The 24,597-nt window shown below is 61.9% G+C and carries 19 protein-coding genes; 5 read left to right on the top strand and 14 right to left on the bottom strand.

What is annotated here, in order from left to right; translation table 11 throughout:
* Positions 1–122 precede the first annotated feature (122 nt).
* The 3 genes from ACUN0E_RS21780 to ACUN0E_RS21770 all read right to left on the bottom strand — a co-directional run bounded on the left by ACUN0E_RS21780 (position 123) and on the right by ACUN0E_RS21770 (position 7,431).
* Positions 123–1,592 (bottom strand): glutamate synthase subunit beta, encoded by a 1,470-nt coding sequence (locus ACUN0E_RS21780; protein ID WP_445567928.1) that lies wholly within the window; start codon positions 1,590–1,592, stop codon positions 123–125.
* A 131-nt stretch (positions 1,593–1,723) separates the two neighbouring features.
* Positions 1,724–6,427, bottom strand: coding sequence for a glutamate synthase-related protein (locus ACUN0E_RS21775; protein ID WP_445567927.1), 4,704 nt, complete (start codon positions 6,425–6,427; stop codon positions 1,724–1,726).
* A gap of 296 nt (positions 6,428–6,723) precedes the next feature.
* Positions 6,724–7,431: a transposase gene (locus ACUN0E_RS21770; protein ID WP_054036587.1), complete on the bottom strand. Its 708-nt coding sequence runs from the start codon at positions 7,429–7,431 to the stop codon at positions 6,724–6,726.
* 187 nt (positions 7,432–7,618) lie between these two features.
* Between ACUN0E_RS21770 and ACUN0E_RS21765 the strand changes: the two genes are divergently transcribed.
* A complete protein-coding gene (locus ACUN0E_RS21765; protein ID WP_408338216.1) occupies positions 7,619–8,344 on the top strand; it encodes an OmpW/AlkL family protein in 726 nt (241 codons plus the stop codon).
* Between the two features lie 341 nt (positions 8,345–8,685).
* The gene (locus tag ACUN0E_RS21760) at positions 8,686–9,066 is read left to right on the top strand and encodes a DUF883 family protein (RefSeq protein WP_445567926.1); all 381 of its coding nucleotides are present in this window, start codon (positions 8,686–8,688) and stop codon (positions 9,064–9,066) included.
* Between the two features lie 233 nt (positions 9,067–9,299).
* Here ACUN0E_RS21760 and ACUN0E_RS21755 read toward each other — a convergent pair whose 3' ends face one another.
* The 7 genes from ACUN0E_RS21755 to pilM all read right to left on the bottom strand — a co-directional run bounded on the left by ACUN0E_RS21755 (position 9,300) and on the right by pilM (position 16,732).
* Positions 9,300–10,502, bottom strand: coding sequence for a deoxyguanosinetriphosphate triphosphohydrolase (locus ACUN0E_RS21755; RefSeq protein ID WP_445567925.1), 1,203 nt, complete (start codon positions 10,500–10,502; stop codon positions 9,300–9,302).
* Positions 10,503–10,573: 71 nt separating this feature from the next.
* Positions 10,574–11,659: a 3-dehydroquinate synthase gene (aroB, locus tag ACUN0E_RS21750; RefSeq protein ID WP_445567924.1), complete on the bottom strand. Its 1,086-nt coding sequence runs from the start codon at positions 11,657–11,659 to the stop codon at positions 10,574–10,576.
* Positions 11,659–12,210 carry a shikimate kinase gene (locus ACUN0E_RS21745; RefSeq protein ID WP_325043536.1) on the bottom strand — a complete coding sequence of 184 codons (552 nt, stop codon included), beginning with the start codon at positions 12,208–12,210 and terminating at the stop codon, positions 11,659–11,661. Before ACUN0E_RS21745 ends, aroB begins: the two co-directional genes overlap by 1 nt.
* A 106-nt stretch (positions 12,211–12,316) precedes the next feature.
* Positions 12,317–14,098, bottom strand: coding sequence for a type IV pilus secretin PilQ (locus ACUN0E_RS21740; protein ID WP_408338212.1), 1,782 nt, complete (start codon positions 14,096–14,098; stop codon positions 12,317–12,319).
* The gene (locus ACUN0E_RS21735) at positions 14,098–15,021 is read right to left on the bottom strand and encodes a hypothetical protein (protein WP_445567923.1); all 924 of its coding nucleotides are present in this window, start codon (positions 15,019–15,021) and stop codon (positions 14,098–14,100) included. The genes ACUN0E_RS21740 and ACUN0E_RS21735 overlap by 1 nt, the downstream gene beginning before the upstream one ends.
* Positions 15,018–15,746 carry a fimbrial assembly protein gene (locus tag ACUN0E_RS21730; protein WP_445567922.1) on the bottom strand — a complete coding sequence of 243 codons (729 nt, stop codon included), beginning with the start codon at positions 15,744–15,746 and terminating at the stop codon, positions 15,018–15,020. The genes ACUN0E_RS21735 and ACUN0E_RS21730 overlap by 4 nt, the downstream gene beginning before the upstream one ends.
* The gene (gene pilM / locus ACUN0E_RS21725; protein ID WP_445567921.1) at positions 15,743–16,732 is read right to left on the bottom strand and encodes a type IV pilus biogenesis protein PilM; all 990 of its coding nucleotides are present in this window, start codon (positions 16,730–16,732) and stop codon (positions 15,743–15,745) included. Before pilM ends, ACUN0E_RS21730 begins: the two co-directional genes overlap by 4 nt.
* A 253-nt stretch (positions 16,733–16,985) precedes the next feature.
* On the opposite strand from pilM, the gene ACUN0E_RS21720 reads away from it, so the two are divergent.
* Positions 16,986–19,385, top strand: coding sequence for a penicillin-binding protein 1A (locus tag ACUN0E_RS21720; RefSeq protein WP_408236107.1), 2,400 nt, complete (start codon positions 16,986–16,988; stop codon positions 19,383–19,385).
* 37 nt (positions 19,386–19,422) lie between these two features.
* Here ACUN0E_RS21720 and cyaY read toward each other — a convergent pair whose 3' ends face one another.
* Entirely contained in the window at positions 19,423–19,740 is a 318-nt protein-coding gene (gene cyaY / locus ACUN0E_RS21715) for an iron donor protein CyaY (protein WP_054036574.1), read from the bottom strand.
* 35 nt (positions 19,741–19,775) lie between these two features.
* Here cyaY and lptM point away from each other — a divergent pair, with 35 nt between their 5' ends.
* Positions 19,776–20,132, top strand: coding sequence for an LPS translocon maturation chaperone LptM (gene lptM, locus ACUN0E_RS21710; protein WP_445567920.1), 357 nt, complete (start codon positions 19,776–19,778; stop codon positions 20,130–20,132).
* Between the two features lie 9 nt (positions 20,133–20,141).
* Positions 20,142–21,404 (top strand): diaminopimelate decarboxylase, encoded by a 1,263-nt coding sequence (gene lysA, locus ACUN0E_RS21705; RefSeq protein WP_445567919.1) that lies wholly within the window; start codon positions 20,142–20,144, stop codon positions 21,402–21,404.
* A gap of 77 nt (positions 21,405–21,481) precedes the next feature.
* Here lysA and msrQ read toward each other — a convergent pair whose 3' ends face one another.
* From msrQ to ccsB, 3 genes are all read right to left on the bottom strand, one after another.
* Positions 21,482–22,177: a protein-methionine-sulfoxide reductase heme-binding subunit MsrQ gene (gene msrQ / locus ACUN0E_RS21700; RefSeq protein WP_445567918.1), complete on the bottom strand. Its 696-nt coding sequence runs from the start codon at positions 22,175–22,177 to the stop codon at positions 21,482–21,484.
* Between the two features lie 11 nt (positions 22,178–22,188).
* Positions 22,189–23,184, bottom strand: coding sequence for a protein-methionine-sulfoxide reductase catalytic subunit MsrP (gene msrP / locus ACUN0E_RS21695; RefSeq protein WP_445567917.1), 996 nt, complete (start codon positions 23,182–23,184; stop codon positions 22,189–22,191).
* Positions 23,185–23,382: 198 nt separating this feature from the next.
* The gene (gene ccsB, locus ACUN0E_RS21690; protein ID WP_445567916.1) at positions 23,383–24,597 is read right to left on the bottom strand and encodes a c-type cytochrome biogenesis protein CcsB; all 1,215 of its coding nucleotides are present in this window, start codon (positions 24,595–24,597) and stop codon (positions 23,383–23,385) included.

The raw sequence follows: 24,597 nt of genomic DNA, 5'->3' as shown, positions 1-24,597 counted from the left end.
AGGTGCCCGGCTTTGTTTTCTACCGCTTTGGTGTACTGCTTATGTACCGCTTTGTCGTCTCCACCTCGTCCTGCAAGTATTAGCTGGTTTCTGCGCCAACAGGCGCAAACCAACCTGAGACGTTAGCGCGGCAGTTCCGAATGACCCATCAGGAACGCGTCGACCGAACGTGCGCACTGACGGCCTTCGCGAATCGCCCACACCACCAGCGACTGACCACGACGCATATCGCCCGCGGTGAAGACCTTGTCCACCGACGTGTAATACGCCTTGTCGCCTTCGGTCGCAGCACGCACGTTGCCGCGGTTGTCCTTATCGACGCCAAACGCTTCGAGCACCGGCGACACCGGTTGCGTGAAGCCCATCGCGAGCAGCACCAGATCGGCCTTCATTTCGAATTCCGAGTTCGGCACTTCCTGCATCTTGCCGTCCTTCCATTCGACGCGCGCGGCGATCAGCTTCTCGACCTTGCCGTTCTTGCCTTCGAGGCGCTTGGTCGCAACCGCCCAATCGCGCGAGCAGCCTTCGTCATGTGACGACGACGTGCGCAGCTTGATCGGCCAGTACGGCCACACGAGCGGCTTGTTCTCTTCTTCCGGCGGTTGCGGCAGCAGTTCGAATTGCGTGACGCTCTTCGCGCCATGACGGTTCGACGTACCGACGCAGTCCGAACCCGTATCGCCGCCACCGATCACGACCACGTGCTTGCCCTTGGCGAGCAGCTGGTTCACGACCTTGTCGCCGGCGTTGACCTTGTTCTGCTGCGGCAGGAATTCCATCGCGTAGTGGATGCCTTCCAGCTCACGGCCCGGCACCGGCAGATCACGCGGCGTTTCAGAACCGCCGGCGATCACCACCGCGTCGAACTGTTCTTTCAGCTCGGCCGGGGTGATCGTTTCCTTCGCCGTATTACCGATGTGTGCCGGCAGCGAATCCGCACGGCCGATGAACACGTTAGCGCGGAACGTGACACCTTCGGCTTCCATCTGGCGCATGCGGCGATCGATCAGCCACTTTTCCAGCTTGAAGTCAGGAATGCCGTAACGCAGCAAGCCGCCGATACGGTCATTCTTTTCGAACACGGTTACATCGTGCCCCGCACGCCCGAGTTGCTGCGCGACGGCCAAGCCGGCGGGGCCAGAACCGACCACCGCGACCTTCTTGCCGGTCTTGTGCTTCGGCGGCAGCGGCGCAACCCAACCTTCGGTCCACGCTTTGTCGATGATCGCGTGTTCGATCGATTTGATGCCGACCGCGTCGTCGTTGATGCCGAGCGTGCACGCCGCTTCGCACGGCGCCGGGCAGATGCGGCCCGTGAACTCGGGGAAGTTGTTCGTCGAGTGCAGCACTTCAATCGCAGTCTTCCAGTCCTGGTGGAACACCAGGTCGTTGAAGTCCGGGATGATGTTGTTCACCGGGCAGCCGTTGTTGCAGAACGGAATACCGCAGTCCATGCAACGCGCACCCTGGATCTTCGCTTCGTCGTCGGTCAGTGCCGCAACGAATTCCTTGTAATGCTTCACACGCGTGAGCGGAGCTTCGTACGCCTCGTGGCGGCGCTCGAACTCGAGAAAACCGGTTGCCTTGCCCATGTGGTTCTCTTCTCTATCTGTATCAGGTGAGGTGATCTACACCCGCCGCACGTCGAATAATCGAGAGGCGGCGGGTACGGCTAAATGTGACGTCTTCTGCGCTGATGATCAGCAAAGTTGCTTGCGACAACTCAGGCTGCGAGCACTTCCTTGTTCGCCTTCTTCGCTGCCATCTCGCCCAGCGCGCGCTTGTATTCGGTCGGGAACACCTTCACGAATTGACGGCGCGACGCATCCCAGTTTTCGAGCAGCGCCTTTGCACGCGGCGAACCCGTGAACTGGAAGTGACGTTCGATGAGCCCCTTCAGCAGGGCTTCATCGGTTGCGCCGCTGTGCCACAAGCCCTTGTCGACCGTGCGTTCCTGTTCGGCCTGTTGCAGCACCGGATCGAGCGCGACCATCGACTTGTTGCACTTGCCGGCAAACGTGCTGTCCGGGTCGTACACGTAAGCGATACCGCCCGACATGCCCGCCGCGAAGTTACGACCCGTTTCGCCGAGCACGACAACCGTGCCGCCCGTCATGTATTCGCAACCGTGGTCGCCGGTACCTTCGACAACCGCCGTCGCACCGGAGTTACGCACGCAGAAGCGCTCGCCGGCGACGCCGCGGAAGAACGCTTCGCCTTCGATCGCGCCATACATCACCGTGTTGCCACAGATGATGTTTTCTTCCGACTTGCCGCGGAAATCGTTGGTCGGACGAATGATGATGCGCCCACCCGAGAGACCCTTGCCGACGTAGTCGTTACCATCGCCGACCAGATCCAGCGTGACGCCTCTCGCGAGGAACGCGCCGAAGCTCTGGCCCGCGGTGCCCTTCAACTGGATGTGAATCGTGTCGTCAGGCAGGCCGTCGTGGCCGTACTTCTTCGCGATCGTGCCGGACAGCATCGCACCGACCGTACGGTTCACGTTGCGCACCGGCTGGATGAACGAGACGTGCTCGCCCTTCTCGATCGCGGCCTTCGACTTCTCGATCAGCACGTGATCCAGCGCCTTCTCGAGACCGTGGTCCTGCACGTCGACGTGCTTGCGTGCGACTTCAGCCGAAACCTGCGGCTGATAGAACACGCGCGAGAAGTCGAGACCCTTCGCCTTCCAGTGTTCGACGCCCTTCTTCATGTCGAGCAGTTCGGCGTGGCCGATCAGATCTTCGAACTTGCGGATGCCCAGTTGCGCCATGATTTCGCGCGCTTCTTCCGCAACGAAGAAGAAGAAGTTGACGACGTGTTCCGGCTGGCCCTGGAACTTCGCACGCAGCACCGGATCTTGCGTCGCGACGCCGACCGGGCAGGTGTTCAGGTGGCACTTGCGCATCATGATGCAGCCTTCGACGACGAGCGGCGCCGTCGCGAAGCCGAACTCGTCCGCACCCAGCAGCGCGCCGATCACGACGTCGCGGCCGGTTTTCATCTGACCGTCGGCCTGCACCCGGATGCGCCCGCGCAGCTGGTTCAGCACCAGCGTTTGCTGCGTTTCAGCGAGACCCAGTTCCCACGGCGTGCCGGCATGCTTCACCGACGACAGCGGCGACGCACCCGTGCCGCCGTCATGGCCGGCGATCACGACGTGATCGGCCTTCGCCTTGGCAACACCGGCAGCAACCGTACCGACGCCCGATTCCGACACCAGCTTCACCGAAATGCTCGCCGCCGAGTTGGCGTTCTTCAGATCGTGAATCAGTTGCGCCAGATCTTCAATCGAGTAGATGTCATGGTGCGGCGGCGGCGAAATCAGGCCAACACCCGGCACCGAGTAACGCAGCTTGCCGATGTATTCCGACACCTTGTGGCCCGGCAACTGACCGCCTTCGCCCGGCTTTGCGCCTTGCGCCATCTTGATCTGGATCTGATCGGCCGACGCGAGATATTCCGCCGTCACGCCGAAACGGCCCGATGCCACCTGCTTGATCTTCGAGCGCAGCGAATCGCCGTCCTTCAGCGGAATGTCGACAACGACCTCGTCACCGATCAGCGACTTCATCGTGTCGCCGTTCTTGATTGGAATGCCGCGCAGTTCGTTGCGATAACGGTTCACGTCCTCGCCGCCTTCGCCGGTGTTCGACTTACCGCCGATGCGGTTCATCGCGACAGCCAGCGTGGCGTGGGCTTCGGTCGAAATCGAGCCCAGCGACATGGCGCCGGTAGCGAAACGCTTGACGATATCTTTCGCCGATTCGACTTCGTCGAGCGGGATCGCCCTGGTCGGATCGAACTTGAATTCGAACAGGCCGCGGAACGTCATGTGACGCTTGGTCTGATCGTTGATCAGATGCGCGTATTCCTTATACGTCTGGTACGAGTTGCTACGTGCCGAGTGCTGCAGCTTGGCGATCGCATCCGGCGTCCACATGTGTTCTTCGCCACGCACGCGGTACGCATACTCGCCACCCGCGTCGAGCATGTTCGCGAGCACCGGGTTGTCGCCGAACGCGTCGCGATGCAGACGGATCGCTTCTTCCGCGACGTCGAACAGGCCGATACCGCCGACCTTCGACGAGGTGCCCTTGAAGTACTTCGACACCAGATCTTCAGCCAGACCGACGGCTTCGAAAATTTGCGCGCCGGTGTACGACATGTAGGTCGAAATGCCCATCTTCGACATGACCTTCTGCAGGCCCTTGCCGACTGCCTTGGTAAAGTTGTAGACCGCCTTTTCCGGTGACAGGTCACCCTTCAGGCCCGCAGCGAGCTGGCTGAGCGTTTCCATTGCGAGGTACGGGTGCACGGCTTCCGCGCCGTAGCCCGCGAGCAACGCGAAGTGGTGCGTTTCACGCGCCGAGCCGGTTTCCACAACCAGGCCCGCGCTCGTGCGCAGACCGTGCTGGACGAGGTGCGTATGGATCGCGGCGGTGGCCAGCAATGCCGGGATCGCGACATTGTCGCGGTCGGTCTTGCGGTCCGACACGATCAGCATGTTGTAGCCGGACTTGACCGCATCCACGGCTTCCGCGCACAGCGAAGCCAGACGCGCCTCGATACCTTCCTTGCCCCACGCCACCGGATAGCAGATGTTCAGTTCGTACGAGCTGAACTTGCCGCCCGTGTACTGATCGATCTCGCGGATCTTTGCGATGTCCTTGAAGTCGAGCACCGGCTGCGACACTTCGAGACGCATCGGCGGGTTGATGTTGTTCGTGTCCAGCAGGTTCGGCTTCGGACCGACGAACGACACCAGCGACATCACCATGTTTTCACGGATGGGGTCGATCGGCGGGTTCGTGACTTGCGCGAACAGCTGCTTGAAGTAGTGATAGAGCGTCTTGTTCTTGTTGGACATGACCGCCAGCGGCGAGTCGTTGCCCATCGAACCGACGGCTTCTTCGCCGGCTTGCGCCATCGGCGCCATCAGGAACTTGAGGTCTTCCTGCGTGTAGCCGAACGCCTGCTGACGATCCAGCAAGGCAGCGGGTTCGCGGCGTTCCGTCGCGACGTCTTCGGCCTTCGGCTCGATTTCGTCGAGCTTGATCCGGACCGCGTCGATCCAGCTCTTGTATGGCTTGGCGTTGGCAAGGTTGTCCTTCAGTTCCTTGTCGTCGATGATGCGGCCGTGCTCCATGTCGATCAGGAACATCTTGCCCGGCTGCAGACGCCACTTCTTGACGATCTTCGACTCGGGAATCACCAACGTGCCCGCTTCCGACGCCATGATGACGAGTTCGTCGTCGGTAATGATGTAGCGTGCCGGACGCAGGCCGTTACGGTCGAGCGTCGCGCCGATCTGGCGGCCGTCGGTAAAGGCGATCGCAGCGGGGCCGTCCCACGGCTCCATCATCGCGGCGTGGTATTCGTAGAACGCGCGGCGGTTCTCGTCCATCAGCGTGTGCTGTTCCCAGGCTTCCGGGATCATCATCATCATTGCATGGACGAGCGGGTAGCCAGCCATCACCAGCAGTTCGAGACAGTTGTCGAACGAGGCGGTGTCGGATTGGCCCGGGTAGATCAGCGGCCACAGCTTCGGCAGGTCGTCGCCGAGTACGTGCGAGGCGATCGCGCCGGTACGGGCGTTCAGCCAGTTGACGTTGCCCTTCACCGTGTTGATTTCACCGTTGTGGGCAATCATGCGGTACGGGTGAGCCAGTTCCCACGCCGGGAACGTGTTGGTCGAGAAGCGTTGGTGCACCAACGCCAGCGCCGACACCGTGCGCTCGTCCTGCAGGTCGCGGTAATACACGCCGACCTGGCCTGCCAGCAGCAGACCCTTATAGACGACCGTGCGCGCCGACATGGACGGCACGAAGTATTCCTTGCCGTGCTGGAGCTTGAGCGCCTGGATACGGTGGCTCGCGGTCTTGCGGATCACATACAGCTTCCGCTCGAGCGCGTCGGTCACCATGATGTCCTTGCCGCGGCCGATAAAGATCTGACGGATCAGCGGCTCGCTCGCCTTGACGGTGGGCGAAATCGGCATGGTGTGGTCGACCGGCACGTCGCGCCAGCCCAGCACGACCTGGCCTTCGGCCTTCACCGTCCGTTCCAGCTCCTGTTCGCATGCGAGACGCGATGCGTGTTCTTTCGGCAGGAAGACCATGCCGACGCCGTACTCGCCGTTCGGGGGCAGCACCACGCCCTGCTTGGCCATTTCCTCACGATAGAAACCGTCCGGGATCTGGATCAGGATGCCCGCGCCGTCGCCCATCAGCGGATCGGCGCCGACGGCGCCCCGGTGGTCGAGGTTTTCGAGAATCTTCAGGCCTTGCTCGATGATCTCGTGGCTTTTCTTGCCCTTGATATGGGCAACGAAACCGACGCCGCAGGCGTCATGTTCGTTTTGCGGGTCGTACAGACCCTGCGCGGCGGGAACCGGGTGAGTCGGTTGCTGGTGGTCGTTCATGGGGACACCGTCTGTGAGGGGCCGGACAGGCCGTTAAACCGTTTTTCTATTGCCGCAGCTCGCACCGCAACCGCGTCGGCGACTCAGCACGCTTGATGCTACGCGTATCAAAATCCGCCGGAATTCGGAATATACGCGACGAATCAATGGAATAGCAAATAAAACGTGATGATCGATCCCTAATTATCAAGTTGGTGCATTGCGGGAGTTTTTTATTAGTGTCATATCATAAAGGTGCAAAAGAAAACGGCATACGAAGATGCCGTTCCGGGTGCGGCCCTTTGATGTGAAACGCTTTATTGCGTCTGTGGCGTTTCGCGCACCTTGCGCGGCCGCCCACGCGGCAACGGAGAAACGCGCCGGTTGGCGGCACGCGCCGCCCATTCGCGGTAGGTATCGCTGCCCAGAACCCAGCCTTTCAGGGTGGCCTGCTGAAGCTGACTGGCTTCGCGTTCGTCGAGCGGCTGCTCGCACAGTTCACGGTAAGCGCGCTGCCGTTCGAATGGCGTATTGCCGAGCGACCAGTACAACGGATGGTCGGTAATCAGGCTGTCGAGCGTCAGGCCGATGTGATGGCGATAACTCGACCAGCGGTAGTCCTCCGGCGCGCTCACCAGCCCGGCGCGCACCGGCGACATCTCGACAACGCGGCTCGCCAGCAGGAAATACCGCTCGCCTTCGATTACCGTGGCACGGTAGCGACCCTCCCACAGTGTGCCGCGGCGCGCATAACGCCGGTTGAAGTGCGCAACGTAGCGGCGCCCCACTGCCTGCATGGCCTTCGGCAGGCTCGACTCCTCAGTGGGCGTGACGAGCAGTTGGACTGAGCCCGGCATCAACGCATACGCGTGGATGGACAAGTGATGGTCGCGTGAAGCCGCTTTCAAACAGTCGATGAAAAGCTCGTAGTCCTGGTCGTCGACAAATGCGGGCTGCTGATCGAGTCCACGGAGGATGACGTGCTGCGGCTGGTCAGGGACATAGAGACGTGCAAGCCGTGCCATGCTGGAGTATCCAATAGTCGCGTTGGTACATACCCGAAGGTCCGAAGAACCGTGCGCGCCCGGGGTTCGGCGCAGCACGGCTAAGCCAGAAACCGCGCGGAGCCTAGGGAGAAAGCTCTAACCGCCGCGTATGGTTTGTTTCAAACGTTGTAGTCATAATGAGCGGGCCTTTTCTGGAGGAGCACATATGAAATTAAAACAGGCCGTAACGGGGATCGCGGCGCTAGCCTGCATGAGCACAGCAGCGCACGCGCAATCGGCCGGCAGCTTTTACGTCACGACAGGCTGGTTCCATCTTGCGCCTCAATCGAGCAGCGACCCGTTGAGAGTGACAAGCATAGGCGGCAGCCCGACCAACATCACCGAACCCAACACCGGCGCATCACTGAGTTCGGCCGATACTATCGGCCTGACCGCCGGCTACTTCATCACCGATCACATCGCCACCGAATTCGTGATCGGCTATCCGCCTTCGTTCGACCTGAACGGCACGGGTAGCCTCGAACAATTCGGCAAGCTCGGTCAGGCAAAACAGTGGAGCCCGACTCTGCTGTTCAAGTACTACTTCAACGCTCCGACCGCCACGTTCCGCCCGTATCTCGGCGTTGGTGTGAGCCGCATCTGGTTCTCCGACGAAAGGATCACCAACAGCGCATTCGAAGCAAACGTCCTGCATGGTCCGACCAGTGTCACTACGGATAGTTCGTGGGAGCCGGTGTTTAATGCGGGTTTCACCTATGCGTTCAACCAGCATTGGTTCGCGGGCGTCTCGATTTCGTACCTGCCGCTCAGCACAACCGCCAAGCTGAACACCGCTGCAAGCACGCCGGTCGGAACGCTGAATGTGCAATCGCAAACCAAGATCAAGCTGAACCCGATCGTTACCTACGTCAACATCGGTTACCGTTTCTAACGCGTCACGAAATTGGGGCCGTTAAGTTAGGGTAGTCGAATTTTCGTGGCTTGGACAACGCTGTCATATATCAAATGGCGGCGTTTTTTATTTTGGGCTCGCTTCGAGAGACGGTTCGCGACGTGCGGAAGTCAGTCACGCAGCGGGCAGGCGGGGGTGTTTGTAAATTTGACCCGCTATCGGGTCGGCCCGTGCAATATCTGCTGAGGAATGTGCATCGGCGCCACGGTGCATAGGGGCTGCCGGTTTGGCACCGAAGTTGCGTCCCCAAGGTGTTTCCCGCGTGGCAACGTGTCTGTGTGACAGCGTGGGATCTTTTCACCCTCATCGACGGAGCGACCATGACAGCACTTCCGAACACACGAGACGCCCTCGGCGAATCCTGGACGACCACCAGCCGCCGTGCGCGGCGTATCGCTCGCCATAGCCGCCATGCGGCCGAAGATATCGCAGGTGAACTGCGCCACCTGATGTCGGAGCTGGAGTCCACCCTGGCAGACGGGACCCAGGCTGACGCCGTGGCGCTGCGCGGCAAATTGCGCAAGCAGCTCGACACCGCGCGTGCCCGCTTGAACGACACCCGCGAAGCCATGGGTGAACGCGCCGAAGTGGCAATCTCCGATGCCGACGACTATGTGCACGAAAACCCGTGGCAGACAATCGCGATCGTCGGCGGCGTTGCGCTGATCGCGGGCGCGCTGTTCGCGTCGCGGCTGCGCTAGGCGGATTGTGCTGAGCCGGCTGCACTGAACGGCGAGACGGGGCGCCGCGCCGGCCGCTTTGATTGCGGAAATGGAATTGCGCCGGCATTGGATTTCAGTGCCGGCGTCTGCTAGCGCGCGGTCCTGCATCAACGTTCGCCCGCGGCTGCCGATGCTCACCCAGCCTTGCCCCCACGCGGGCGCCGGTTTGCGCCGCGCTTATCGAGCAACAACACCCGCTGGCGCCAATTGGGTCAGTTGTCGTCGATCACGAACAGCCGCTGATACTCCTTCACTGCATATCGATCCGTCATACCCGCGATGTAGTGGGCAATCAGGCGCGGTTGCAACGACGCGTCCGTGGACTGATAGCTGGGTGGCAATAGCCGCGAATCTTCCGTGAACGCGTCGAACAGGCCGGCCACCACGCGGCGCGCCTTGTTAGCCATACGCATGACGCGATAGTGGCGGTACAGGTTCTTGAATAGAAAACGCTTGAGCGCCGCTGCCTGCGCGGCGATCGCTTCGCTATGCGCGACCAGCGGTGGCGCGGCACGCACCGCGTCCACCGAGTCTGGCGCGTGCCGGGCAAGATTGAGCGCGGTCGTATCGATCAAGTCGACGATCAGCGTATTGATAATGCGGCGCACGGTCTCGTGAATCAGCCGGCGCCCTTCGATTTCCGGGAAATCGCCACGTGCCGCCGCGTAGTGCGTCTGCCATAGCTCCACTTCAGCAAGCTGCGCCACGGTGAGCAAGCCCGAGCGCAAACCGTCGTCGACATCGTGATTGTTGTACGCGATCTCATCGGCGACATTGGCAATCTGCGCCTCGATGGAAGGCTGCCGCCCATCCAGAAAACGCTCGCCGAGCGCGCCGAGCCGCCGCGCATTCTCGCGCGAGCAGTGCTTAAGAATGCCTTCCCGCGTTTCGAAGCAGAGGTTCAGGCCATTGAACGCGCCGTAGTGCTCTTCCAGATCGTCGACCACCGCGAGGCTTTGCAGGTTGTGCTCGAAGCCGCCATGTTCGCGCATACATTCGTTCAGCGCATCCTGGCCCGCGTGGCCGAACGGCGTATGGCCAAGATCGTGCGCAAGCGAAATGGCTTCGACGAGGTCTTCGTTGACCCGCAGATTGCGAGCGACGGACCGGGCAATCTGCGCGACTTCCAGGCTATGGGTGAGTCGCGTGCGAAACAGATCGCCCTCGTGATTCACGAATACCTGCGTTTTGTATTCAAGTCGGCGGAACGCCGTCGAGTGGACAATGCGATCACGGTCACGCTGGAATTCCGTGCGCGCGCTGGGCGCGGCTTCAGGATAGCGGCGGCCGCGCGATTGAGAGGAATATGCGGCATATGGCGCGAGATGCGCTTCGAGTGCGTCCTGCGACGGCACGCCGCTCACGGGCGTGCCTGCCGGGCCATGCTTTACATCGTCGCTGCGCCTGTCAGTCACCGGATTCTCCGAAACATGGGGGCGCCTCATGACGCTGGTGCACAGAGCTTTGCTGCAGTGCCTTGTCGTTTCTAAACGGCAGCGGCCAGCGTGGCGTGCACCTCGGCGTCGGGCGCCTGGGTGATCAGCGTCTCACCGAAACGCTTCAGCAGAATGAATTTGATCGCGCCGGCTTCCGCCTTCTTGTCGACCCGCATCAGTTCGACATAACGCGAATCGCCGAGCGCGGGCGCCCGGGTGGGCAGATGCGCGGCAACGATCACGTCGACGAGGCGCTTGCGGGCCGCTTCGTCGAGGTAGCCCATGCGCACGGACAGGTCCGCCGCCATCACCATCCCGCAGCCAACCGCCTCGCCGTGCAACCACTCACCGTAGCCGAGTCCGGCTTCGATCGCATGGCCGAAGGTATGGCCAAAATTGAGGATCGCGCGCAGCCCGCCTTCGCGCTCGTCTTGCGCCACGACCGACGCTTTGATCTCGCACGAGCGCTTGACCGCCTCGGCCAACACGTCCGGCTCGCAGCGATTGAGCGCCTCGATATTTGCTTCGATCCAGCCGAAGAAACCGGCATCGGCAATCGCGCCGGTCTTGATTACTTCAGCTACGCCCGCGGCCAGTTCGCGCGCCGGCAGCGTGCGCAACGCGCCGATGTCGGCGATCACGGTCTGCGGCTGGTAGAACGCGCCGATCATGTTCTTGCCGAGCGGATGGTTGATGCCCGTCTTGCCGCCCACCGACGAATCGACCTGCGACAGCAAAGTGGTCGGCACCTGGATAAACGGCACGCCGCGCATGTAGCAGGCCGCGGCAAACCCCGTCATGTCGCCAATCACGCCGCCGCCCAAGGCGATCAGCGTGGTCTTGCGATCGGCGCGCGAGCCCAGCAGCGCGTCGAAAATCAGATTCAGCGTTTCGAGGTTCTTGTACGCTTCACCGTCCGGCAGAACAACCGTGGAGACTTGCTTGCCGAGCGGTGCAAGTGCCGCGCGCAGCTGGTCGCCGTAGAGCGGATCGACCGTGGTGTTCGTGACGATCGTGACCGAGCTGCCTGCGATATGCGGCGCGAACAACGCGGTCTGGCCGATCAGATCGGCACCGATATGGATGGGGTAGGCGCGCTCGCCCAGTTCGACATTGACGGTAATCATACGGTCCATTATGAAGCAGGATGTTTGGCGACGCCGGCCATCTCGAGCTGCATCAGAACCATATTGACGAGTCCGTTGACCGAAGGCCGGCCAGTTTCGATCACAAAGTGCGCGCATTCCCGGTATAGCGGATCGCGTACTTCGTAGAGCGCCTCGAGGCGCGCTTTGGGGTCTTCAGTCTGCAAAAGCGGGCGGTTCTTGTCGCGCCGGGTGCGTAGCCACAGATCATGGGGATTGGCGCGCAAATAGATCACCACGCCCCGATTTTGCAGCGCTTCGCGGTTTTCCGGCCGCAACACCGCGCCGCCGCCCGTGGCCAGCACGATATTGTCGCGTCCGGTCAGGTCGGAAATCACGTGCGCCTCGCGATCGCGAAAGCCCGCTTCGCCTTCCAGCTCGAAGATCACCGGGATGCGCGCGCCCGTGCGCACCTCGATTTCGTGATCGGAATCGAAGAACGGGCGATCGAGACGGCGCGCAATGGCCCGGCCCACGGTGGTTTTGCCTGCCCCCATGAGCCCTACAAAAAATACATTGGCGTGTGCGTCCCGCGCTTGCAACGGTGTCCTCTGGCTAATCCGGTATGGTTCGTGCCGCAGCTTACTGGCAAAGCGGCTGCCTTGTCGAGCCTGCAGGCCGCTGCTGGGCAGCGGCGGCAGCGTGCCCCTAATTTGTCTGAACGACGCGCGGCGTGATGAAAACTGCCAGTTCACTGCGCTGGTCCCGATGGGCCCGATGGCGAAAAAGCGCGCCTAGAACCGGTATTTTGCCCAGGACCGGCACCCGCGTCACATCGTCCCGGTCGTCGGTCGCGTAAATTCCGCCGATCGACACCGTACCACCATCCTCGACTTCGACGCGCGTTTGCACGTGTTTAGTGTTGATTGCGGGCCCGGCGTCGGTCTGCTCGCCGACGCTGTCTTTGGCGACGTCGAGGTCCAGCACCACGCGGCCGTCCGGCATGATTTGCGGCTCGACCTCCAGTTTGAGCGTGGCGCGGCGAAACTGCACGCCTGACACGCCCTGCCCGACTTTCGCCTGATAGGGCAACTCGGTGCCCTGCTCGACGACCGCTTTCATCCGGTCCGCCGTCACAACCCGGGGGCTTGAGACGATTTCACCGCGCCCTTCGGCCTCCAGCGCGCTCAGTTCGATGTTCAGGAGCCGCGTCGCCCCGGCTGCGAACAAGGTCAGGCCGGCAGTGGCGGCGTCGAAACCGGAAATCGGCCGCGCCGACAGATCGTACACGGCGCCGTCCTTGCCACCCGTCAAGCCACGGGCAGTGCCGTCAGCGTTGGCGGCCGCCATGGAAAGCCGCATGCCGAGATTGCGCGAAAACCCATGCTCGCCCTCGACGATACGCGCTTCGATCAATACCTGACGGGTCGGCCGGTCGACGGAGGCAAGCAACGCCGTGATTTGCGCGAGGCGTCCTTCGAGATCTGTGACGAACAGCAGGTTGGTGCGCGGATCGGCTGTCGCGGCGCCGCGTTTGGATAGCACGCGCTGGTTTCCGGCGCCGGTCAGCAGGCGCCGCACATCCTCGGCGCGCGCGTAGTGCAGTTCGAACGTGCGGCTCGCGAGCGGCTCAAGATCGGCCGCCCGGGCATGCGCTTCGAAACGCTGCCGCTCACGCGTGGCCAGATCCGCAATCGGCGCGACCCAGATCACGTTGCCGTGACGCTCCATCGCCAGCCCGTTGACGTCGAGCAAGGTATCGAATGCGGTACGCCACGGCACCTTGTCGAGTCGCAGTGACACGGCGCCGCGTACTCTCTCGCTGGCGACGATGTTCAGTCCAGTGAACTGGGCGAACGCGTTGAGCACTGCGCCGAGTTCGGCGCGCTGGAAATTAAGCGAGATCGGTTTGTCGTCGGCGGCGAGTTTGGCGTCTGCAGGCGTTTTCGGCGCGTCGCTCAGGCGCGCAAGCGGAGGCAGCGGCACCGGCGGCCCTTCGAGCGCAGAAGTTCCGGTGACGTCATCGCGCGCGGAGGCTGCCGATTGCCTCCGTAGCGGCACTGAACCGTCTGCGTCGCCAGCCAGGTCGTCGGAGCGTCCGATGCCGGCGGTTGCCGCCGCTCTCGACATGCCGGGCTCGTCGGCGGAATCGTCGTGGAATGGGTTGGGTAATTCGGCAGCGATGCCACGCGGCAGCGGCGGCACATCGTGTCGAGCATCAAGCGGCGCAATGGCGTCGTCGAGCGGCATATATGCGGGCAGCGGCGGCAGCGGTGCGGTCGAAGCACGCACGATACCGGCGCTTATCACCATGCCAGCGACGAGGCCGCGTATCAGGCTATGAAGCCTCCTGTGACGCGTACCGCGGACCGGACTGTGAAGCGGGCCTCCACGCACGCATCCAAACAGACCACGGCACACACCAAGACCAAAACACACACGAACGCCGACGCGCGACGCAGCAAGACCGAACGGCTTCATCAGCCTCATCAGGACGCCTCCGTCAGTGCCAGCGTGCGAGTCGCGCCGCCGTTGGCCAGCGTGATGCTGAGTGCGTCGAGCCGCGTAACGCGCTCGATACCGAGTTGCTGCCCCGACACGACAGTGGTCGCGCCATCTGGCGTATCGAGCAAAGCCAGCCCGCGTGTGCGATCGTGCAGCAAACCGACCAGCCGCAGTTGCGAAGCGTCAGGCTGCTGCTCGCCGGACGCGAGTATCTGCGGAAGCGAGAATGGGTCGAAGAACACGACGTCTTCTTCGTCGTCCGAGTCGAGACTATCGTCGGCAAACGCATCCGCAGTGGCAGTTGAAAGCACCGGTCTCAGCGCGCTGAATACATGCAGCGTTGCCCTCACCGCTAACGAAGCGCCATCGCGGTTCACCATCACGTCGATGGGAACGATTAGCACCGGCAGATCCGACAGGCCGCGCAGGAATGCCATCAGGTGTACGAAATCGGTGTGCGCAGTGAGCCGTATAGGACGCATGCCTTCGGCGCCCGAACCGCTCGCGGCGCCCGGCTCTACGGAAAGCAAGGAGACGTTATTCTGAGCCGCGAGTTCGGACACGATGCGCACATCGTCCGCAGAGGTCCATGACGCTGACAACCGCGCGCCCGGCGTAGCGGCAACTTGCCGGCGCAGCGTGGGCAATTGCGCCAGCGCACGGCGCGCATCCGCGAGATGCTGCGTGGCCGCCTCCAATGCCGTACGGCTTGCCTCGACCCCACCGAGATCGGCCACAACCCAGCCGTGCACGCCCAGTCCGAATACCACCGCAGCGATCAGCACGGCGACCACCCAACGGCGCCGACGACTCCATGCCGCGAAGGGCAAGCGCGCACGCTTCGTCCACTGGGAAAAAGAAGGCCGCGCGTTTGTCGCGCCGCCGAACTCGACAAAAGTCGTACTCATTTCGCACCTCCTGATTGTTCAGACTTCATGGGACGCTGCGCCGCAAAGCCGGACGTGTGGGCCGTTTTCTGCGGCGACGGGTCCCAGCGCAGGTGTGCTCCAAATTCGATAGGGCCGGTAACGCCGGCCGCCGCAACGGCATTGCTGCGCGGTGTCGAGCGATGCAGATCGCTCACCTCCGCGCCCGTCACGCCGTGGATCGCGCTCAGGCGTTTGAGCCACTCGGCCGACGCGATATGTCCGCGCGAGGTTGCGAGCAACTCTGTCTCATGCTCGCGCTGGCGCAATTGCTGCAACACCACGCCATCACCGGGTTCAAAACTCAACGCATCCAGCAGATCGCGCAAATGCGTAAGCGGTCCGGACAAGGTCATCGCACGCGCCGCGCCTTTGCGTTGTTCGTCTTGCGTCCGCAGTAATCTGGCGTGCTCCGCGAGCGGCATGGCCAGTTGCGTGAGCGATTGTTCGATCGATGCACGCCGCGAATCGATCTGTGCCTTTTCGAATGCCTGCCACCCAACTATCGCGAGCACAGCCGCAAAACCGGTGAGCGCGGCGGCAACCCATTCAAACAAACGCCGCCCGCGCGCGAGCCGCGCATTGCGCTGCCTGTACGGCAGCAGATTGAAGCCGCCGAGCCACGGCCGTGCGAGGCCCGCGCCACGCGTAAACGCTCGCGTGTTCGGGGCCGCCGCATCCAGACAGGAACGCAGGCCGCGCATCATTCGAGCACCCCGCGCAGTGCAAGTCCGAATGCGACTGCGGCGGCAGGCTCGTGCAGCAACGGATCGTGCAATTGACGCGCGAACCCGCCAAGCGCCGCACATTCGAACGGCAGCACAGTGCAGCCCAATACGTCGGCTATATCCGCAATCGAGAAACCCACGCCGTCGAGCAAATCGACCTCGCCGCTCAACAACGCGCAATCGAGTACGGGGCCGTGGACGAGATCGCGCAACGCGTCGGCGAGATCGGTGTGCTCGGGCGCCGGGTAGCGCATTTCACCGGCCAGGCAATCGTCGACGAGGCGCCAGCCGTACACGCCGTCCGCGCCAATCCACAGCGCGACATAGGGCTCGTGCGGATCGATTTCGTGGCTCGCCGCGTAACGCATTGCGCGCAAAGCCGCATGCGGCTCGCCATCAACCACGGTGAGCGAGATACCGGCGGTCGCTGCGCATTCGATACGCGCTTCGAGATGCTGGCGTGCTGTTGCGGCGATCGTCACCGAACGAATCGGCGAACGCGTTTCGTCGACGAACCAGTCGACAGCCAATGCATGTCGCTCGAGACCTGCTATACGCTCGACTTCGCTCATCACCGCTGGCTCGAGTTCGGCGAGTTCATGACCACCGTCGTCCCGGCAACCGCTCAGCGCGGCGAGTTGTGTAAATGGCACTGTAGTTGTCAACGTGGCCGAGGCGGGCAGCGCCATCGCGCATCGCAACGCCTGCGTCGCACACGCGTGCGGCAGATCGGCGAATGCGTCGCGCAACGCGCGCGCCACCGCATGCCGGTCGGCGATCTCCGTGCCGGCCATTGCACCGGCGCCAAGCGGCACAGTGCACGCGTATTCGATATGTAGCGCACGTGTGCGCGAATGCTGACTCACCACGACCAGGCGCACTGCCTGCGAACCCACATCGATTCCCGCAGCAAAACGCTGCGCCCCGAGTTGCACACCTTGAAGCCACGAATTTTTGAACGTCATCACGCCCTCCCTCAGACTCACGCGGCGAACCATTCGAACGCGAGTAACGAGGAAGAATTGTGCGTAGCCGCGCCGTCGCGCGACACTCAGCCGAATGGCTAACGTTGCGCGACGTGCGCCCCGCACGCCATCAAAGCGTCTACAGTGAAGTCATTCCTGCGCGGCACGCCGACTTGTCAAGAACTGTCAGTAAGCATGCCGAAAGCTGAAAAGCGAGGCGGCTATAATCACGGGACTGTTTTTTGGTGCCCATATGCAATCCACGTCTCCTACGTCCCCGCCGCCTGCGCCGCAGAAGCGCAAGCGCCCCTTGTGGCTCAAGCTCATCATCGGCTTTGTGGGTCTTATCGTCGCGGGCATCCTGTGCGTGCTGCTGGTGCTCGGTTATGCGCTGGTGGTAGCAACGCCGAACCTGCCGTCGCTCGATGCGCTGACCGACTACCGGCCGAAGGTGCCATTGCGCATCTATACGGCCGACCACGTGTTGATCGGCGAATTCGGTGAAGAGCGGCGTGACATCGTCCATATCCAGGACGTGCCTGACAGCCTGAAGAAAGCCGTGCTGGCGATCGAAGACGCGCGCTTCTACGATCACGGCGGTGTCGACCTGACAGGCATTGCGCGCGCCGGCTTCGTCGCACTGACCAATGGTCACGCCACGCAAGGCGCCAGCACGATCACCATGCAGGTGGCGCGCAATTTCTTCCTTTCGAGTGAGAAGACCTACACGCGTAAGATTTACGAGATGCTGCTCGCGTACAAGATCGAGTCGAAGCTGACGAAAGATCAGATTCTCGAGGTGTACATGAATCAGATCTATCTCGGTCAGCGCGCATATGGCTTCGCAAGCGCGGCGCGGGTGTACTTCGGGAAAGATCTGAAGGATTTGACTCTGGCGGAATCGGCCATGCTGGCGGGCCTGCCAAAGGCACCGTCCGCGTATAACCCGGTGGTCAATCCAAAACGCGCGAAGATCCGTCAGGAATACATCCTGCAGCGCATGTACGAATTGCACTACATCACTCAGGAACAATACGAGGAAGCAAGCAAGCAGCCACTGGTCGTCAAGGGCGCGGGCAAGGAGTTCAGCGTGCACGCGGAATACGTCGCGGAAATGGTCCGGCAGATGATGTACGCGCAGTATCGCGAAGAGGCGTACACGCGCGGCCTGAATGTCGTGACCACTATCGACTCGGCCGATCAGGATGTCGCTTACCGGGCTCTGCGCAAGGGTCTGATGGACTACGAACGGCGCCACGGCTATCGCGGCCCGGAAGCGTTCATCGATTTGCCTTCCGATGCGGACGACCGCGAACAGGACATCGACGACGCGCTGCTCGAGCACCCCGACAACGGCGAACTCATCGCCGCGGTGGTGACGGCGGCGAGCCCGAAGCAGGTGCAAGCCACCTTCATCGACGGCAACGTCGCGACCATTCAGGGCGACGGCCTGCGCTTCGCGCAGTTCGCGCTCGGCACACGTGCGCAGCCGAATCAACGCGTGCGGCCCGGTGCGATCATTCGCCTCGTGAAGGATGACGACGGCAACTGGTCGATCACCCAGTTGCCGCAAGTGGAAGGCGCATTCGTTTCAGTCGTGCCGCAAGATGGCGCGATTCGCGCGCTAGTCGGTGGCTTCGACTTCAACAAGAACAAGTTCAACCACGTGACGCAGGCGTGGCGCCAGCCGGGTTCGAGCTTCAAACCGTTCATCTATTCGGCGTCGCTGGAAAAGGGACTCGGACCGGCCACAGTGATCAATGACGCGCCGCTCTTTTTCAGCGCGGCGGAGACGGGTGGTCAGGCGTGGGAACCCAAGAACTACGGCGGTGGTTTCGACGGTCCGATGACCATGCGTACCGCACTGCAGAAGTCGAAGAACCTCGTGTCGATTCGCATCCTGAACCAGATCGGCACCAAGTACGCGCAGCAATACATCACGCGTTTCGGCTTCGATGCGGATCGTCATCCGGCTTATCTGCCGATGGCGCTCGGCGCGGGTCTCGTCACGCCCTTGCAGATGGCGGGTGCATTCTCGGTATTTGCCAACGGCGGTTATCGCATCAATCCGTATCTGATCGCCGAAGTTACCGATCAGCGCGGAATCGTCGTGGCGCACGCGCAACCGCTGGTGGCCGCGCAGAGTGCGCCGCACGCGATCGAGCCACGCAATGCGTATGTGATGAACAGCCTGCTACAAAGCGTCGCGCAACGTGGCACGGGTGCGAAGACCAACGTGCTGAAGCGTACCGATCTCGGTGGCAAGACCGGCACAACCAACGATTCGCGGGATGCATGGTTCGCCGGCTATCAGCACACGCTCACCGCCATCGCATGGATCGGCTACGACAACCCGCGCAGTCTCGGCGACAAGGAAACCGGTGGCGGCCTCGCGTTGCCGGTGTGGGTCGAATACATGGCGCGCGCGCTCAAAGGCGTACCGGACTACAAGATGCCGATGCCGGACGGCGTGACCGAACTCGGTTCAGAATTGTATTTCGACGACTTCACGCCAGGACACGGTTTCGTCGCGACAGTCGGTATCAGTCAGGCGGCGCTGGATGCCGACGCGAGCGGCGCGTCCGCGGCAGCGCCGCAGCAAGTCGGCGAACAGGAGAAACAGGACATCATGAATCTGTTCCGCGGGCACTAGGCGAGGCGTCTCGAAAGAGACGCCTAAGTCCGTCAATTTACGCCTCGAAGTGAACCGGCTCACCAGCCTGCTGCGTCGCGTATTCCGACAGCGCGGCGAAAAATTCCGTGCCGCTGCGCGTATCGCGCCACTCGCCATCGATGAAACGGAAGTGAAAGCCACCCGCTTTCGCGGCGATCCAGATCTCGCTCATCGGTGGTTGCAGGTTGACGATGATCTTCGTGCGGTTCTCGAATTCGAGGGTCAGGACATTGCCGCTGCGCTCGAGTTCGATGTCGGCTTCCGTGTCGTCGAGCGCGCGTTCGATGGCGGCTAGCGCGGCTTCCGCGCGGGTCAGGTAATCACTATCGGACATGCTAAACTCCATCGATTATTTATTCAGGGACAGTCATGCGAGTCGTATCTCGGATGCGCGCGGCGGCGCCCGGCCGCGCGATTGTAGCGGGTTTAGCCATTCTCGCAGGTTGTGCACTTGCCGGCTGCGGGCAACGTGGTTCGCTCTATTTGCCCACCGTTCCGCCGCTACCGGCCAAGCCGGTCACTCGCACGCAACCGCCGCCGCCGTCAGCATCACCGGCTGAAGTGAAACCAGGCGCGGAAACCACCGCCCCAATGGGTGAAGTACCGGATACGTCGGGCGCGCCGCTCTCGTTGTCGCCGGAAAGCGAACTCGCCGCGCCGCCCGCGTCTGCCGCATCCGCTGCTACACCTGCGCAACCTGCCTCCGCCGCCACTCCCGTTCAATAAGACTTTCGCATGACTCGATCCGCATTTGACTACGTCGACGGCGTGTTGCACGCCGAAGGCGTGTCCGCCGTCTCACTCGCCGAGCAGTTCGGTACGCCGCTGTACGTCTATTCGCGCGCCGCGCTCACCGAAGCGTGGAATGCCTACGCAGGCGCCTGCGCCGGCCGCCGCGCGACCGTACACGTCGCTGTCAAGGCCAATAGCAATCTCGCGGTGCTGAACGTATTCGCGCGCCTCGGCGCCGGCTTCGACATCGTGTCGGGTGGCGAACTCGCGCGCGTGCTGGCCGCGGGCGGCAAAGCGGAAAACACCGTGTTTTCCGGCGTCGGCAAGCACGCGGACGAAATGCGTCAGGCACTCGCGGCGGGCGTCAAATGCTTCAACGTCGAATCGATTCCTGAGCTCGACCGCCTGAATGCGGTTGCGGCGGAAATGGGCAAAAAAGCACCTGTCTCACTGCGCGTGAATCCGGATGTCGACGCGAAAACGCATCCGTATATTTCCACCGGCCTGAAGTCGAACAAGTTCGGCGTCGCGTTCGAAGATGCACGCGCTACGTATCAAGCCGCCGCGGCAATGACGCATCTCGACGTGGTCGGCATTGACTGTCATATCGGCTCGCAGATTACTGAAGTCTCGCCGTATCTCGACGCGGTCGACAAGGTTCTCGAACTGGTCGAACAGATCGAGCAGGACGGCGTGAAGATTCGCCATATCGACGTAGGCGGCGGTCTCGGCATTACGTACGACGACGAAACCCCGCCGGAAATCGGCGACTTCGTGCGCACTGTGCTGGATCGCATCGAAGCGCGCGGTCACGGACATCGCGAGGTGTATTTCGAACCGGGCCGTTCGCTGGTCGGCAATGCCGGCGTGCTGCTCACGCGCGTCGAGTTTCTGAAGCCAGGCGCGGAAAAGAACTTCGCCATCGTGGATGCCGCGATGACCGATCTCGCACGTCCCGCGATGTACGAGGCGTATCACGCAATCGAGGCGGTCGTTAAGCGCGACGTGCCCGCTCACGTGTACGACGTGGTCGGACCGGTTTGCGAAAGTGGCGACTGGCTGGGTCGTGAGCGTCTGCTGGCGGTCGAACCGGGTGATCTGCTGGCGATTCGCTCGGCTGGCGCGTATGGCTTCGTGATGAGCTCAAACTACAACACCCGTCCGCGCGCGGCCGAGGTGATGGTTGATGGTACACAGGCGCATGTAGTTCGCGCTCGCGAAGAGATCAAACAGCTGTTTGCGGGCGAAACGATCTTGCCGGCGTAAACGTCCGGAGCCTAAGCAGCATAAAAAGGCGATGCCACCGGCATCGCCTTTTTCTATTTGTGCGCCGTACCTGGCGGTCAGCGTGTTTTTAACCTCCGCTCGCGCAGCCATACGAGCAAACGCCACCCTAACAACGCGACCATGATCGCGCCGTAGATCTTCGGCAAGACCAGATCGTGCTTGCCCGCCTTCATCCACCAGAAGTGCAGGATCGCGAGCGCGCCGATCGCATAGATCGCACGATGCAGCGTCTGCCAGCGGCGTCCAAGTTTGCGCACCATCGCGCGCGGCGACGTAACGGCTAACGCGATCAGCAACACAAATGCAGCGAAGCCCACAGTGATGAACGGCCGCTTGCCGATGTCCTTGAGAATCGCGGCGACATCGAACCACTTGTCGAACCACAGGTAAGTGGTGAAATGCAGCGTCGCGTAGAAAAATACGTAGAGGCCGAGCATCCGGCGAAAACGGGCCAATGCGGTGATGCCTGTCAGTCGACGCAACGGCGTCACAGCCAACGTGATGCAAAGAAAGACAAGCGTCCACAGACCCGTCGAGCGCGTAATAAACTCGATCGGATTCGCGCCGAGCCGATCGGTCACGCCAAACAGCACGATGCGCGCGAGCGGATACCACGCCGCGATAAACACCGCGATCTTGGCCGGCCCGATCCAGCGCGCGCCGCCTGCGGGGCGTTTCGCCATGGTCGAGGGCTGCGCTGTTCGCGGCGCTTTGCGTTCGGTTTGAGTAACAGGTTGCGTATCGGAAGGCATGATCGCGCCGCTCAAAAATTCTTCTTCAGGTCCATGCCCTGATACAGCGATGCGACCTGATCACCGTAGCCATTGAACATCAATGTTTTACGCTTGGGCGTGAAAAAGCCGTCTTCACCAATGCGCCGCTCGGTGGCCTGGCTCCAGCGCGGGTGATCGACGTTCGGATTCACGTTCGAATAGAAACCGTATTCGTTTGACGCGTAAGTATTCCAGCTGGTCGGCGGCTGCTTGTCGAGAAAGCGGATTTTCACCAGCGACTTCGCGCTCTTGAAGCCATATTTCCACGGCACCACCACGCGGATCGGCGCGCCATTCTGATTCGGCAACACCTGACCGTAGAGGCCCATCGTCAACAGTGTCAGAGGATTCATTGCCTCGTCCATCCGCAGACCTTCGGTGTAGGGCCAGTCGAGTACCGGCGTCGACAGACCAGGCATTTGCGACGGATCGGCGAGCGTGATGAATTGCACGTATCTGGCGTTGCCGGTCGGCTGCACGCGTTTGATCAACTCCGAGAGCGGCACGCCGATCCACGGAATCACCATCGACCAGCCTTCGACGCAACGCAACCGGTACACGCGCTCCTCGAGTGGCGCGAGCTTCAGCAATTCGTCGATGTCGTACACCTTCGGGTTCTTGATTTCACCCTCCACACTCACTTTCCACGGATGCGGCCGCAATGTACCGGCGTTATGCGCGGGATCCGCTTTGTCAGTGCCGAATTCGTAGTAATTGTTGTACGTGGTGATGTCCTTGTACGGCGTGATCTTGTCGAGCGCGACGAACTTCGCATTGGTCTTCGCCACAAGCTTCTGCGCCTTCGGATCCGGCGATGAATACGCTGCCAGCGCTTCGCCATTCACGCCGATCAGACTGCCGAGCGCTAACGCGCCCGCAGCCTGCAACACGCGCCGCCGGTTCTCGAAGACACGCTGTGGCGTGATTTCGCTTCGTGCGATGTCATCGCCGATGAGTTGAATTCTGCCGCTTCGCTTGATCCACATCGTGCTACTCCTTGCCGGCCCATCGGGTTGTCCACCTTACGGGGCCATATTGATGATCGGCTCGTTTAGCCACTCGCCCAGCCATCCCTAGCTACTGCTCTAACGAACACCCTGGATGCAGCGAATATTCCGCCAGACGTAAAAAAACCGCCGGTGCGAAGCACACGGCGGTTCTTAGTCGGCTCGGAACGGCAGATCTTACAGCTTGCCGTAGCTATGCAGCCCCGACAGGAACATATTGACGCCGAGGAATGCAAAGGTCGTTACCAGCAGGCCGGTCAGCGCCCACCAGGCGGCGACCGCGCCGCGCAGACCCTTCATCAAACGCATATGGAGCCATGCCGCGTAGTTCAGCCAGACGATCAGCGCCCACGTTTCCTTCGGGTCCCAGCTCCAGTAACCGCCCCATGCTTCAGCGGCCCACAGCGCGCCGAGGATCGTCGCGATCGTGAAGAACGCGAAACCGACGGCGATCGACTTGTACATCAGGTCGTCGAGCACATCGAGCGGCGGCAGACGGTCTGCCAGCACACCGCGCTCCTTCGCCAGATACGCAACGCCGACCATGGCCGACAGCGCGAAGCTCCCGTAGCCAATGAAGTTAGCCGGCACGTGGATCTTCATCCACCAGCTTTGCAGTGCGGGAACCAGCGGCTGGATCTGCTGTGCGTCACGAGCAACCGAATACCACATCAGGAAACCGACCGCCGCGCCGATCACCAGCAGCACGAATGCGCCGAGCGCACGCGTGTTGTAGTGCTGCTCGTAGTACAGATAGAACAGCGCGGTGATCAGGCTGAACAGCACGAACACTTCGTACAGGTTCGAGATTGGAATATGACCGACGTCTGCGCCGATCAGGTACGACTCGTACCAGCGCACCATCAAACCGACGAAGCCCATCACCACCGCGGCCCACGTCATTTTCGAACCGATCGCGGCGCCGGTCGGCGAACGCGACAGCAGGCCGATCCAGTAAAAGACGGTGGCGAACACGAAGAGCGCGCTCATCCACAGAATCGCAGACTGGCTCGACAGGAAATACTTGAGAAAGAACGCACTGTCCGCGCGCGTCAGATCGCCGTGATAGATCTGGATCGCCAGCAGCGACAGCGCGGCGATGGCCACCATCAGCGGACGCACCGGCTTCCAGCGCCAGCCCAGTACGATGAACACCGGCACGGCGCAGCACAGCACCAGTTTGTCGTAGTAATTCATGAACGGGTGATAGCGCGACAGCGCGAACCCCGCGCCCGCAACCAGCACGATGGCGAACAGCCAGTCGACGACACCGAGCCGTTTCAGAAACGGCCGCTCGTCATACTGCGCGACGTTGAGTGTCTCGCTCGCAAACGCCCTGGGGGGCCGCGAGGCTGACGAAGAGGAGGATGAGGAAACCTGAGTCAAGTCCAT

The sequence above is a fragment of the Paraburkholderia sp. D1E genome (genome assembly GCF_052682275.1).
The sequence above is the reverse complement of the archived record's forward strand: the minus strand, read 5'-3'. Positions and strand labels throughout refer to the sequence as shown.